At 63.8% G+C, this 13,822-nt stretch carries 8 protein-coding genes; 4 read left to right on the top strand and 4 right to left on the bottom strand.

All coding sequences use genetic code 11. From position 1 onward, the window contains the following. Positions 1 to 39 precede the first annotated feature (39 nt). Together ACREPD_RS07970 and ACREPD_RS07965 are read left to right on the top strand one after the other, a co-directional pair. Entirely contained in the window at positions 40 to 531 is a 492-nt protein-coding gene (locus ACREPD_RS07970; RefSeq protein WP_421570224.1) for a hypothetical protein, read from the top strand. A 1,298-nt stretch (positions 532 to 1,829) separates the two neighbouring features. Further along, positions 1,830 to 5,657 (top strand): hypothetical protein, encoded by a 3,828-nt coding sequence (locus ACREPD_RS07965; RefSeq protein ID WP_431598809.1) that lies wholly within the window; start codon positions 1,830 to 1,832, stop codon positions 5,655 to 5,657. 217 nt (positions 5,658 to 5,874) lie between these two features. On the opposite strand, the gene ACREPD_RS07960 is transcribed toward ACREPD_RS07965, so the two are convergent. From ACREPD_RS07960 to cydD, 4 genes are all read right to left on the bottom strand, one after another. Continuing rightward, a complete protein-coding gene (locus ACREPD_RS07960; RefSeq protein WP_431598808.1) occupies positions 5,875 to 6,198 on the bottom strand; it encodes a hypothetical protein in 324 nt (107 codons plus the stop codon). Positions 6,199 to 6,487: 289 nt separating this feature from the next. Next, positions 6,488 to 6,907 (bottom strand): GNAT family N-acetyltransferase, encoded by a 420-nt coding sequence (locus tag ACREPD_RS07955; RefSeq protein ID WP_431598807.1) that lies wholly within the window; start codon positions 6,905 to 6,907, stop codon positions 6,488 to 6,490. Positions 6,908 to 7,431: 524 nt separating this feature from the next. Next, positions 7,432 to 9,099 carry a thiol reductant ABC exporter subunit CydC gene (cydC, locus tag ACREPD_RS07950; protein ID WP_431598806.1) on the bottom strand — a complete coding sequence of 556 codons (1,668 nt, stop codon included), beginning with the start codon at positions 9,097 to 9,099 and terminating at the stop codon, positions 7,432 to 7,434. Then, entirely contained in the window at positions 9,096 to 10,823 is a 1,728-nt protein-coding gene (gene cydD / locus ACREPD_RS07945; RefSeq protein ID WP_431598805.1) for a thiol reductant ABC exporter subunit CydD, read from the bottom strand. Before cydD ends, cydC begins: the two co-directional genes overlap by 4 nt. Positions 10,824 to 11,050: 227 nt before the next feature. Between cydD and ACREPD_RS07940 the strand changes: the two genes are divergently transcribed. Both ACREPD_RS07940 and cydB read left to right on the top strand, forming a co-directional pair. Then, entirely contained in the window at positions 11,051 to 12,640 is a 1,590-nt protein-coding gene (locus ACREPD_RS07940; protein WP_431598804.1) for a cytochrome ubiquinol oxidase subunit I, read from the top strand. Between the two features lie 15 nt (positions 12,641 to 12,655). After that, positions 12,656 to 13,810 (top strand): cytochrome d ubiquinol oxidase subunit II, encoded by a 1,155-nt coding sequence (cydB, locus tag ACREPD_RS07935; protein ID WP_431598803.1) that lies wholly within the window; start codon positions 12,656 to 12,658, stop codon positions 13,808 to 13,810. Positions 13,811 to 13,822: the final 12 nt, after the last annotated feature.

The raw sequence follows: 13,822 nt of genomic DNA, 5'->3' as shown, positions 1-13,822 counted from the left end.
GACGGCCTCGGATAGGCCGGGGCAGCGCAGGAGATGGTGATGAGCTTTCCGCTTGAGGCTTTCAAGTACGTGTGTATCACCCGTGCCGAGCCCGGCACAATTGCAGCGGACGATAAAGGGAACTGGTTCTTGATAGCGCGAACGAGCGGTGCCGCCAATAACCAAGCGGTCCGATTGAGCCGCAGCCCTAACGGCAATGCGCCTGGAGACCTAGTGTCACCGAGCGAAGACGATCGTGTTTTCATCGTTGCAGCGCCATACAGTTGCTCAATTCGCGTAGACGACATCTTCGACCTGCGTCGACGCGAAGATGGCCCTCTGCTGGGCGCGATCCTGCTCGCAGAACCTCCGGCCATCTTCACCGTGGACTCCGAACGCAGACTGATCGGATTGGATGGGCATGAGATCGACGCAGCGACCGTCCATCGCCAGCGCGCCCGCTATATGAAGTGGTCCGTATGGCTGGTGGATCCCCATGGACGCCAAGTCGGCGATAAGCCTCTCGTCGAGATCGACGCGACCGCTCAGTGACTTGCCGCTGATGCAATACTGGGCCTGTCCCATGCCTTGCCCCGATGAGGACGGACCACCTCACCAACTTGACGACGCAGGCTCTGAGGGCCTTCGATGCGCTGTAGCTATCCGCTCGCGCTTCTCGGGACTGGAGTTGATGATGTTCTCTCGCCATGGAGAGTTGGCCAGGGGGGGAGCGGTTCCGACAGAGTTCCAGCGAGAATCGGGCAGAACTATGAGAGCAGTCATACGGGACCTGCTCCAACGTCCCGCAACGAGGAAACCATCTAGCAAGCTCCCGCTCGTTTCCCCGCACGATTACCGCGGATCCGGGACGCGGCTACGCAGATGCTTTCGTCGGACCCTGGAAATGAAGTCCATCACTACGAGCGCCTTCGCCCAAGGTCGACCCGACACGCACCACAGCCCACCAAGACCCTGCTGAATATCCCATTCTTGGCCTTCGAGCGTGCAATCTCTATCCGGCTCAACATGCCCAGCGCGATGAATGGCGTCTGCCATTGCCTCGACTGGGGTATCGAACCATCTATACCCCAGTGCGCAAATCGCCACCGGTTGGTCTCCAATGCCCGGATATGCAGGCACGAGCCTCGTCTGCCATCGAATGGCATCTTTTAAGGCCTGCCTACGAAATCCGGGATCTTGCTGCCACCGCTGAAGAACTTCTTTATCTAAGCACTGCATGCGTCCATCCCAACAATAAAAGTGGTGGATGGATGTCTCCCCCGAGACTTAGAAAAACTTTGCTCCCACAAGCATTAAGGTGGCGCGAAGAAAACAACGAACGATGACAACTACCCGGATAGGATGCTGGTCGAGGCCTCATTGCAGAACAGACGGAGGCCTAGCAGACACGACTAATGGAGTGGTGGTCAGCAAAACTTACTTCGGGAGTACGCTTTCGGCCAAAAGCGGACGTAGAGCGCGCCCCTATTTCCAAGCTGCGTAGGAAGAGCTCCGCCTACATCGGGCACGGCTCGGGCTCTTCTATCCAACGAAACCCTGCCCGCCTTAAGAGCCGGCATGCGCGACAAGCTTTGGGGTTGGGGCGCTTGCTGATTGCGGTTCGAGCTTCTTACGGTCGCAATAGTTGCGATAGAAAAACGGTAGGCTATCTGAAAGACAGCTGCACTACCCGGACTAGGCCCCGGCTTGGCCAGAAGGTCCGGGACATGGAGTTGTTCAACCTGGCAATCTACTCGAAGCCCAGAGGCTTCGTCAGTCGAGCCCCTACAACCCTGGTCGCACCCTCGGCATATGGGCGAGAGGGCCCGCACCGTAAATTCGAGAGATTGATGGACTTCTTGGAACTAGCTGCTGCCGATATCACCGCCCTGGACGACGGCCAGCTGCGAGAGCTGGTCGCTCGACTAGCGGAAGCCGAGCTTCGCGAGCAGGGGCTTCCCCGGTCGAGCGTGCAAGCCGGCGGGGCGCAGGAAGCAGCTGACGGCGGACTGGACGTTAGCGTGGCGACCGCACGTCCTCTCGTGCGGCCGGCCTTCGTCCCACGTGCGAACACCGGGTTCCAAGTGAAGAAGCACAGCATGAGCCGCAGGAGCTGCGAACTGGAGATGCTCGAGGCGGGTGGGCTTAAGGACTCAATCAAGGCACTCGCAGATGAGAAGGGGGCCTACATCATCGTCAGCGGCAAGGACAGCTGCTCGGCGACCATGTACAAGGGGCGCCTCGCCGGCATGGAGGAGGCGCTGAAAGCGTATGGTGCGGGCGCGGATCTTTACTTGGACTTCTATGGCTCCGACCGGCTGGCGTTGTGGCTGAAGAGCCATCCCGGTGTTGCGCTCTGGGCGCGGGAAAAGCTTGGCAAGCCGCTGGCGGGGTGGCGACCCTATGGTCGCTGGGCCTCGACACCGAAGGCCGATAAGGACGAGTTTTTGGCCGACGCTCACCCCTGCGTGATCGATGGCAGCTCAAGCGAAAAGAACTTGATGACGGTCATGGAGGGGATCGAACTGGCGCGGGCGCGCCTGCGGTCAGGCTCTCGCGCCGTGCGCATTACAGGACTGTCAGGCGTTGGCAAGACACGCTTTGCACAGGCCCTGTTCGAGGAGAATGTTGGGGATGACACACTGCCTGCAACCGACGTCCTTTACGCCGATCTAGGCGAGGACCTGACACCTTCGGCATCAGCCGTGGTCACCTACCTGATCGCTAACCAGCTGGCGAGCTACGTCGTCCTCGACAACTGCCCACCACAGACGCACCGATCTCTGCAGAGACAGCTCAGTGCCAGCTCCTCCCCATTGCGTCTGCTTACCATCGAGTACGACATCTCTGACGACCGACCGGAGGAGACCGATGTCATCCATATCGAGCCGAGTAGCGAGGAGACAGTCACCAAACTTCTTCTTCGGCGATACCCCAAGCTCAATCAGTTCAATGCAGCGCGTATTGCCGAGTTCGCCGGCGGCAACGCCCGACTGGCGCTGGCGCTCGCTGACCGGGTGGAGGCAGACGAATCGCTTACAAGCTTTAATGACGAGCAGCTCTTCCTGCGGCTGTTCCAGCAGCGCAAGGGCGAGTCAGCGGACCTGCTCCGGGCAGCAACGGTTCTATCGCTCGTTTACTCGTTCAATGTCTCCCGCGAAGAGTATGGGGATGAACTCGGGGTCCTGTCGTCGATATCCGAGGTATCGCGCGCCGACCTGCAGCATGCCCAAGCTGAGCTGGTGCGTAGGCAGCTCGCCCAGAAGCGAGGCAGCTGGCGCGCCGTGTTGCCGCATGCCCTCGCAAACCGGCTCGCGCGCCGTGCATTGGACGACTACGAACCTAAGGACATCAACCGCGAGCTCCTGAGGCCAGAGAACATCCGACTGCTCCAGTCCTGTGCCCACCGCCTCGGATATTTCCACGACAACGAACGCGCCCGCGAGTTGGCCCTCACGTGGGTCGAGTCGGGTGCACCATTGGCCAACCTAGCGACACTCGGCGACGACTACCTCGTGGTTCTCAACTATGTGGCTCCGATTTTCCCGGACGTCCTTCTTGGCGCGATCGAGCAATCGGCCCGCATTCCGGGGTTCGCCGACCGCGCCAATCCTAACGTTCAGCGTTTTGTCCGGCTCCTCTTCGATCTGGCTTATGACGACGAGGCCTTCGACCGCTCGGCGAGTATCTTGCTCAGTATTGCTCGGACTGAGCGTCGTGGAGAAAACAACAACAGCGTCGTGGGTCGGTTGTGCCAACTTCATCAGCTGCATCTATCCGGAACCATGGCTGGCCCAGCCCGACGTCAGGCGCTTGTGGGGAGGCTGCTTGCCACCGGTGAGCCCCGTGACCGCGAGATCGCTGGCGAGCTGCTGCGCGCAGCCTTCGAGGCGCGGTCGTGGACGTCCTTCGGAGGATTTCAGTTCGGCGCGCGCAAGCGCGGACCGGGTTGGAGGCCCAAATCCGCGCAGGAGCGACGCGACTGGTATGACGGATTCCTTTCGCTGCTCGATCCGATACTCGAGTCAGACGATGACCCGCGCGAGTGGGCGAAGTCACTGATCGCAGCGAACTTTCGACAGCTCTGGACCTCTGCTGGCTGTTTCGATTCTCTGGAAGTCCTAGTATCAGCATATGCCACAGGCGGGTGTTGGCCTGCAATTTGGTTGGCTATCGGCCAGACCCTCGAGTACGACAGCTCGAGTCTTGATACGGCTGTGTTGCGGCGCCTGGAGGGGTTGCAGTCTATTGCGGCGCCCTCCGACCTCGAGTCTGAGATCGTCGCCTACGCTTTTGTCCATGAATGGTTGCATCCCCACCGTATGGGCGCCGACCACGGGGCAGAGCTGGAGACACTGCGGGACCGCGTCCTCGCGCTGGGACGTTCGCTCGTCTCCAACCCGGGCCTGTTCGAGCGTTTGGCGCCGCAGATCTGGGAGTCTCGCGTAAGACCGGTCGCTTGGCTGGGTTGCGGCTACGCCGAAGCCTTCGGAGATCTGGAAGAGCTGATCGAGATGTTGATTCCGTCGTTCAAGGCACGTGTCCCCGGCCACGCCAGCGTCGCGTTCATCGAGGGATGTTTGTCTGCGATCGCGGAGCGCGACTCGGCCCTGCTGCCCCGAGTTCAGGAGAAGTTGCTGGCGGAAGCTGAGCTCAAGCCGTACAGCGTCTGGCTACTTCTGGCCACTCGGATCACGCCTTGGGGGAGTGCGCGGTTGCTCGACGTCGCCCGACAAGGCAGCGTGCCCGCAAATCATTTTGAGGCGGTCGGCCATGGCAGACGTCACGAGTTGATGTCGGACGTCGAGTTTTCAGCGCTTACGAATGCGGTCTGCCAACTTCCAGAGGGATATCACTCGTCCTTCGAGATGCTAATCATGCGGCTTTACGCGAGGGGTGACTGGAACTACATCCCGGGGCCGCAGATCTTCTCGGCCATTCGATTCGCATTGGGTTACCTGTTGCGTGATCAGGCCACCGATGCGAACCGGCCTGCACATCACGGCATAGGCAAGCTGATCGTAGAAGCGCTCGGTCTTGGCGCGCCCGACGACGAGGTAGCCGGGCTCGTCGGCGAGCTCTGTGACGGTGTCAAGGAATATCGGCTCTCCCGGGAGAATTACTCCGAGGTACTGCCCTCATTCATCGAGGCACGTCCCGAGATGCTGCTGAATGCATTGCTCGAGATCGAACGGAGTGAGCCCGAGTCCGACGCCGTGGACTGGTTGTTCCGGCAGCGATCCGGTGAGTCATCGCCGTCGCTGAATCTTGCATCCATCGATCAGCTCCTGACGTGGTGCGGAGAGGACGCTCGACGTCATGAGTTCGTTGCGCGCAACATCCGCGTCTACGAGGCAAAGGACGGGTCGGAGGAGATCGACGATTCGACATCCTCGGTTCGACTAAGCAAACACTTCAAGAAGCTCCTGGACGTTGTGTCTGACAAATCCAGCCTGATTGAGTTCGCTTTTGACCAAGCCGAGCCGAACAGTTGGACGAACTCACGCGTTCCGATCATCGAAGCCCGACAGCAGGCGCTTCGCGAGCTGATTACGCATGAATTGCCTGAGGTCCGGGCGTTGGTAGCGAATAAGGTCGCGGACCTCGACCTACTAATCGAGCGTGAGCGCAGGAGAGAGGAGTCGGAGCATCACGCGATGGAGCAGCGGTTCGAATAGTAGTCAGCGACTTGCGTGCATAGATGGGAATGCAAACGCACGGTGTCGGGCCCGCTCGAGCGAAGTGCTCAATGTTCCGGTAATTGGATGGAAGCGCCGCTGGCCTGCCCGTTGGGCCAATGTCCGCTTTCGGCCAGAAGCGGACATCGATGGTCGCGCCATAGTCAGTTCGTGCAGGTGATCATGACGATACGCCGGCTACGAGAAAAGCCCGATGCTATGGGGTCTGCGCCTGTTGTAGGCGCGCCAACTGCAGACGCCCCATCTTCCTGATCTTCGGCATCGCCGATGCGGGCGGTGCATCTACGGTAAGCAGAATGGCGCCGGGTTTGACGTCGAGCTTGATGCGCGCGCCGATCTCGAACCCTGCGACCTGCATCCAGATGCCGCGCAGCTTCAGGCACGGAACGGAGATGTCGCCAGGTTCGGCTGGGTGGCCGGGGAAATACAGGGTATCGACGCGCAAGCTGCTGGGCGGGTAACGATGCAGCGCTTGTTTGCGGCGTTCAGATGATGGCGCTTCAGGCTGATTGCTGTGCATGGTAGACCTCCGATGGAAATCTCCCTCGCCGGATAGAGAGGGAGTCGGGAGGCTGAGAACCGAACAGAGATCCGGGCGCGGCGTATTTCCACAAGGGTGTTGTATTTCACCACCCTCCCGACGCAGGACTTGCAATGCAGTGTATCTCTGTCGGAATTCTCAGGCTCCGATGGATACCTTGCGAGATACCAGCGAGCGATGGAAATCGTTTGTCTCAGTTGATTGCGGCGGATTGGTTGGCTCTGCCTAAGATGGTGTCGTAACCGGTACGTTCGCCCTACCCCGCGCGTCAGCCAAGGTCCCTCAACCGCTTGCACATGAACACACGTTCGTGGCCCACCGGGTAGTCCGCCAAGCGACCAAAGCAGGTATAGCCGTTCCTGAGATAGAAGGCTTCAGCCTGCCAATCAAACGTGTCCAGGCGCGAAGAGTGCGCGTTCAGCGCAAGTGCCTGGCGTTCGCAGGATTGCAGCAGCGATTTCCCAAGCCCCGTGCTACGTAGGGACGGCTCTACCCAGAGGACATGGATTTCAAGCCAACCCAAGGCGACGTCCGCCAGGATGCCGCCTGCCACGGCACCGTATGGGGTGCGTGCGATGAGGTAAATGGGGAGAGCTTCGGCGTTGCCGATGTAGGGGTGGTTGAAGGCCTGTAGTGCTTGGCATACGCCGTTTATCTCCTCAGTGTTGGCAGGGGCGATCTGCAACATTCTTGACGTTTCCGTTTCGTGGTTCTCTCCACAACATACGCCGTCCATATTTATGTCGTAAACGTCACCTGGCTTCGTTTGTGGTCCATGCCCCAATGGATTGATCACCACCCGGGCAGTCGATTGGGATGCGACCCTACCGGCACCTGGAATCGCCGCATCGCGGCATCGCGGCATCGCGGCATCGCAGCACCGCGGCATCGAGGCGTCGAGGCGTCGAGGCGTCGGGCAGCATGCGCCATGCGGCGCGTGCCCAATTCCGCATCGCGGCGTAGGCCGCATGCGCCGCGCCAGGCGCGACGCATGCCCGTTTCGGTAGGGTCGCATTCCAATCGACTGCCGTAGCCGTCTCCAGGCACATTGAGGCATGGACCCCCGAACGGAACCGGCTTCGGAACTACGCCTTCGACATTGGTCCGTGCCCCAATGGAGTGATCACCACCCCGGCAGTCGATTGGGATGCGACCCTACCGGTTTCGCACATCGCACATCGCGCACCCTGCATCGCGGCCATGGCGTGCCGGTCACGCCGGCCGCAGGCTTCCGTCGTGTAACCGGTAGCTGCGATGCACGATGCCATCCGGTAGCGCGTCATGCGTGATCATCACCAGGCTGCGCCCGCCCAGCGCCTGCACCATGTCGTGCAACAGCGCATGCGCGGTATCCACATCCAACCCTTCTGTCGGTTCGTCCAGCAACAGGATCGACGAACCACGCAACAGCGCGCGCGCCAGCGCCAGGCGGCGCGCCTGCCCGGCCGACATCGTGGCGCCGTTCTCGCCTACCCATGCGTGCAACCCGCCGATGCGCTCTGCCCACTCGCGCAGGCGCACGTCGGCCAGCACCTGCCACAACTTCGCGTCGTCGGCCTGCGCATCGCCCAACCGCAGGTTGTCGGCGATGCTGCCGGCAAACACCGGCGCATGCTGCGGCAACCACGCGATCTGGCGGTGCCAGTCGGCCTGGGCCACGTTGCGGATGTCCTGCCCGCCATACAGCACGCGGCCGGCATCCGGATCCCACAGCCGCAGCAACAGCGAGGACAGCGTGGTCTTGCCGCTACCACTGTCACCGCGAATGGCAATGCGTTCCCCCGGCTCCAGCGTGAGCTGCACACCATCCAGCAGCGCCCTGCCCTGCCCCGGCCAGCGGAAATCCACCTGCTCCAGCTGTAGCGTGGCCGCCATCGCCGGCAACGCCGCCGGCACATCGGCATCAACGACGCCCGGCGGCTGGTCCACGATGCTTTCCAGTCGCCCCGCCGCGACCCGCCCGGACAACCACGACTGCCACGCCAGCCCGATGCCGGCCCACAACTCGATCAATGCGACGGTGAGAAACACCAGCGCCGCCGCCAGCGCAGCGTCGATCGCGCCGCGCTCGAACCCGTGCAGCGCCACCCACAGCATGCCTACCAACCCCACCGCCGCACACATCCCATGCAGCGCGTTGCCGGCCACCAGGCGCCAGCGACGGCGGCGGTCACGCGAGCGGAGCTGCTTGGCCGCCACCAGCACACGCTGGTTCCAATGCTCGCGGGCCTGCAACGCGGTGAGATCGGCCGCGCCTTCCAACCCTTCAAAGGCCTGCGTGCGCAGCTGCGAACGGTGCAGCGCGCGATCCTGCTCCTGCCCACTGGCACCGCGCACGGTAAGCCACGGGACGCCCACGCCGATGAGCAGCGCCAGCACGGCCAGCAGCAACGCAGCCGGCGGATAGATCACCACCGCAGAACCCACCGCCACCAGCGAAATGCCGGCCAAGGCCAGCAACGGGCCGATGGCGCGCACCAGCAGGCCGTCCACTTCGCCGATGTCCGACATCAGCCGCGCCAGCAGTTCACCGGTGCGGATACCGGCCAACTTTGCCGGGGCCAGCGGCAGCGCGCGGCGGAAGAACCACACGCGCAGGTCGCGCGCGATGCGGAGGGTGACGTCGTGGCCCACCAGCTTCTCGAAGTAGCGCGAGACGATGCGCGCCATGGTGAGACCACGAATGCCCGCCGAGGGCGAGAAGAAGTTGAAGCCGCTGCCCAGCCCCGCCGCACCGGCCAGCGCGGCAGCGGTGAGGAAGCCACCGGACAGCCCCAGCAATGCGGTGCCGGCCAGCATGGTGGTCCACAGCAGCAGCACGGTGAGCAGCAGGCGGCCGCGGTGGCGGATGATGACCTGCCGCAGTGAATCTGCGCTCATGCCGGCTCCTCCGTCAGCTGCGCGCGGCCCTGTGCGGTCAGCACCAGCCGCGTGTCGGCCCAGCGCATCGCCGTTTCGCTGTGGGTGGCGATGACCACGGCGCGGTCGCGGGCGAACGCCGCGAGCGTCTGCAGCAACGCCGCTTCGGTTTCCGGGTCCAGGAAGGCGGTTGGCTCATCCAGCAGCAGCACCTGCGGGTCGCGCAGCAGCAACCGCGCCAGCCCGATGCGGCGCGCCTCACCCCCGGACAGGCCGAAGCCACGCTCACCAATCACGGTATCCAGTCCCTGCGGCAGGTGCACGGCGAAGCGCATCACCTGCGCGGCCTCGGCCACGGCACGCAGGCGGGCATCGCTGGCGCCGGGATCGGCCAGGCGCAGGTTGTCGGCAATGCTGCCGTGGAACAGATACGGGCGTTGCCCCGCATAGCCGACCTCCAACCCGGGCCGCAGCACGATGCTTCCCGAGCGTGGCGGCAACCAGCCCGCCAGCGCCTCCAGCAAGGTGCTCTTGCCGCTGCCACTGGGGCCGACCAGCGCCAGCCGCTGGCCTGCCTCGATCTGAAACGACAGCTGCTGCACCACGTCGTGGTCCGCACCCAGCGGGCGCAACACCAGCTCGCGCACCACCAGCGGCGGCGCATGCGCCTCCAGCGGTTCCGGCGCACGCAGCGGTGGCGCTGCCGCATCATCAACCGGCGCCGCCGGCAGTTCGCCCAGCAGCCGCTCCACTTCGGCCGCCGCGCCCAGTGCATTGGCGCGGTCGTGGTAATGCGCGGCCAGCCGCCGCAGCGGCGCATAGAACTCCGGCGCCAACAGCAGGCAGAACATGCCCGCGCCCAGCGTGGGCACGGCCGCATGCAGGGACATCAGGCCCAGGTAGCTCAGGCCCAGGTACAGGGCGACCATGGCCACGCTGACCGAGGCGAAGAATTCCAGCACGGTGGAGGACAGGAACGCGATGCGCAGCACCTTCATGGTGCGCTCGCGCACGCCTTCGGCGGCGGCGGCCACGCCTTCCAGCTCGGCCTCGCCCCGGCCATACAGGCGCAGCAGGCCAAGCCCCTTGATGCGGTCGGCGAAATGCCCGCTCATGCGCGCCAGTTCGCCGAGTTGGGCGCGGCCGGCCGCTTCGGCGCCCCAGCCCACCAGCATCATGAAGAACGGCACCAGCGGCGCGGTGAACAACAGAATGAGTGCCACCACCCAGTCCACCCAGGCCACCGCCAGCAGGATCAGCAGCGGTACCACCACCACTTCCACCCGCACCGGCTGGTAGCCGGCGTAGTAACTCTCCACCGCGTCGGCATGGGCCAGCATCAGTTCGCCCAGCTCACCGCTGCGCTGCTGGCGCAGCCACAGCGGGCCCAGCCCCAGCAGGCGCCGGTAGACCCGTTCACGCAGGGTCAGCCGCGCGGCATCGGCCACATCACCGGCGGCGGCCTGGGTGGCGCTGCCCAGCAGGGCCCGCAGGGCCAGGATGGCCAGCAGACCCAGCAGCGCCGGGGTGGCGGCGGCCAGCGGGCGGCGTTCCACCAGCACCGCCTGGATCAGCCAGGCAATGGCCGCGGCCTGGCCGATCAGCAGCGCTCCAGACGTGCAGATACACAACGCGGCCAGCCGCTGGCGGCTGCGGGCGCTGGCCGCCAGGCCATTCAGCCACTGCAGGCGCTGCCGGCGCAGGGCGGAAGTCTCGATGGCGGGCGCGTCGGGGGGTATGCTCAAAGCAGTTCACTGGCGGCCACAGGAAGGTGCCGACCATTGTAATGGGCGCCGGCCACCCTTCCGGTGCGGCGCGCGGTCGCAGGACAGGACGCCTACGATCACCCCGGGACTCCGTTAAGACATTGATCTCAATCAAGGCTGTTTGAAGTTGCTGGTCACAGAATTCACCCCGTAGACCCCCTTCCCGCCACCTGAAACGGCAAAACCCCCAACGAGGTAGCCAGGCCATGATCGATTCGACAGTCGTAGAACTGTCGCGGCTGCAATTCGCTTTGACCGCGATGTACCACTTCCTTTTCGTCCCTCTCACGCTTGGCCTGTCCTTCCTGGTGGCCATCATGGAAAGCGTGTACGTCATGACCCGCAAGCCGGTCTGGCGTCAGATGACCCTGTTCTGGGGCACGCTGTTCGGCATCAACTTCGCCATCGGCGTGGCCACCGGCCTGGTGATGGAGTTCCAGTTCGGCATGAACTGGTCGTATTACAGCCACTACGTGGGTGACATCTTCGGCGCCCCGCTGGCGATCGAAGGGCTGATGGCGTTCTTCCTGGAAGCCACGCTGATCGGCCTGTTCTTCTTCGGCTGGAAGCGGCTGAGCCCGGTCAAGCACCTGGCGGTGACCTGGTTCATGGCGCTGGGCACCAACCTTTCGGCGGTGTGGATCCTGATCGCCAACGGCTGGATGCAGAACCCGACCGGTGCGGTGTTCAACCCGGACACGATGCGCATGGAAGTGGTGGATTTCGCCGCGGTGCTGTTCAACCCGGTGGCGCAGGCCAAGTTCGTGCATACGGTCAGCGCGGGCTACGTGACCGGCGCGATCTTCGTGATGGGCATCAGCGCGTTCTACCTGCTGCGCAACAAGCACCAGGACATGGCGCGCCGTTCGTTCGCGGTCGCCGCCGCGTTCGGCCTGCTGTCGTCGCTGTCGGTGGTGGTACTGGGCGATGAGAGCGGTTATGCCGCCAGCGAACACCAGAAGATGAAGCTGGCCGCGATCGAGGCGATGTGGGAAACCGAGCGTGCCCCGGCCGATTTCACCGCCTTCGGCATTCCGAACCAGCAGACCCAGACCAACGACTTCGCGATCAAGATTCCGTACCTGATGGGCCTGATCGCCACGCGTTCGCTGGACCAGCCGATTCCCGGCATCCTGGAACTGGTGGACCGCGCCGAGCACCGCATCAAGGGCGGCCAGCTGGCCTACGGTGCGCTGGAACGCGTGCGCAAGGACAAGAACGATGTCGAGGCGCGCGAGATGTTCGACCGCCATTGGCAGGATCTGGGCCATGGGCTGCTGCTGAAGCGTTACCGCGACGACATCCTCAATGCCACGCCGGAGGAAATCTCCAAGGCGGCGATGGATACGGTGCCGCGCGTTGCGCCGCTGTTCTGGACCTTCCGCATCATGGCCGCGCTGGGCTTCTACCTGATCGCGTTCTTCGCACTGGCCTTCTACTTCTCCTGCCGCAACAACTTCCAGGACAAGCGCTGGTTCCTGCGGTTGGCGGTGTGGTCGATACCGGCCCCGTGGATCGCGATCGAATGCGGCTGGTTCGTGGCCGAGTATGGTCGCCAGCCGTGGGCGGTGGATGGCGTGCTGCCCACCTTCTATGCGGCGTCGGGCCTGGCCCTGCATGAAATCCTGACCACGCTGGCGGTGTTCACGGCCACCTACACGATCCTGCTGGTGATCGAGGTGAAGCTGATGCTCAAGGCGATCCGTACCGGCCCTGCAGACATTCTTCCTTCGCTGCAGCTCACGAACACGCCGCGCCCCCACATTGCCGCCGCACCGGCTCCCGGTCAGGCATAAGGCAGGAGAACCCCGATGGAAATCTTTGGACTCGATTACACCACCCTACGCGTGATCTGGTGGCTGCTGCTGGGCATTCTGCTGGTGGGCTGGGCGGTGATGGACGGCTTCGACCTGGGCGTGGGCACCCTGCTCCCGTTCGTGGCCAAGACCGATGAAGAGCGCCGGTTGGTGATCAACACGGTGGGCCCGGTGTGGGAAGGCAACCAGGTATGGCTGGTGCTGGGCGGCGGTGCGATCTTCGCCGCGTGGCCGCCGCTGTATGCGGTGAGCTTCTCGGGCTTTTATCTGGCGATCTTCGCCATGCTGTTCGGCCTGATCCTGCGCCCGGTGGGCTTCAAGTACCGCAGCAAGATGCCGAGCCAGCGCTGGCGCACCACGTGGGACTGGGTGCTGTTCGTGGGTGGGCTGCTGCCGGCGCTGATTGCCAGCGTGGCCGTGGGCAATGTGCTGCTGGGCGTGCCGTACCACTTCGATGACAGCATGCGCATCTTCTACACCGGTTCGTTCTTCGGCCTGCTCACCCCGTTCGCGCTGCTGGCCGGCCTGGTGGGCGTGACGATGATGGTGTCGCACGGCGCGGCCATGCTGGTGCTGAAGACCGACGGCCCGGTGGCCGAGCGTTCGGCACGTTACGGCAGCATCGCCGCACTGCTCAGCTTCGTGCTGTTTGCTGCGGGCGGTGCATGGGTGGCCTTCGGCCTGCCGGGCTACGAGATCACCTCGCAGGTGGTGACCGACGGCCCGACCAACCCGCTGTTGAAGACGGCGGCGGTGGGCACGGCGGCGGGCGGCTGGATGCGCAACTACAGCAGCATGCCGCTGACGCTGGTGTTCCCGCTGCTGGGTCTGGTGGGTGCGCTGGCCAGTGCGGCGCTGCTGCGGGCCCGCCGTGGCATGGCCGCGTTCCTGGCCTCGGGCGCGTCGATTGCCGGCATCATCCTGACCGTGGGCTTTGCGATCTTCCCGTTCCTGCTGCCCTCGTCCAGCCAGCCGGGCTCCAGCCTGACCGTGTGGGATGCCTCGTCGAGCCATCTGACGCTGTTCATCATGCTGGTGGCGACGGTGATCTTCCTGCCGATCGTGTTGGCCTACACCAGCTGGGTCTACCGCGTGATGAAGGGCAAGACCACGGCCGAAGACATGGCCGACAACCCGAACGCATATTGATGACGACGTGCC

The sequence above is a fragment of the Stenotrophomonas sp. genome (assembly GCF_050737075.1).
In the GTDB taxonomy this organism is placed as follows: domain Bacteria; phylum Pseudomonadota; class Gammaproteobacteria; order Xanthomonadales; family Xanthomonadaceae; genus Stenotrophomonas.
The sequence above is the reverse complement of the archived record's forward strand: the minus strand, read 5'-3'. Positions and strand labels throughout refer to the sequence as shown.

Excerpts from the sequence above, each read along its gene's own strand:
- ACREPD_RS07970 (WP_421570224.1), top strand. The coding sequence starts at position 40 with ATGAGCTTTCCGCTTGAGGCTTTCAAGTACGTGTGTATCACCCGTGCC.
- ACREPD_RS07965 (WP_431598809.1), top strand. The coding sequence starts at position 1,830 with ATGGACTTCTTGGAACTAGCTGCTGCCGATATCACCGCCCTGGACGAC.
- ACREPD_RS07960 (WP_431598808.1), bottom strand. The coding sequence starts at position 6,198 with ATGCACAGCAATCAGCCTGAAGCGCCATCATCTGAACGCCGCAAACAA.
- ACREPD_RS07955 (WP_431598807.1), bottom strand. The coding sequence starts at position 6,907 with ATGTTGCAGATCGCCCCTGCCAACACTGAGGAGATAAACGGCGTATGC.
- cydC (WP_431598806.1), bottom strand. The coding sequence starts at position 9,099 with ATGAGCGCAGATTCACTGCGGCAGGTCATCATCCGCCACCGCGGCCGC.
- ACREPD_RS07940 (WP_431598804.1), top strand. The coding sequence starts at position 11,051 with ATGATCGATTCGACAGTCGTAGAACTGTCGCGGCTGCAATTCGCTTTG.
- cydB (WP_431598803.1), top strand. The coding sequence starts at position 12,656 with ATGGAAATCTTTGGACTCGATTACACCACCCTACGCGTGATCTGGTGG.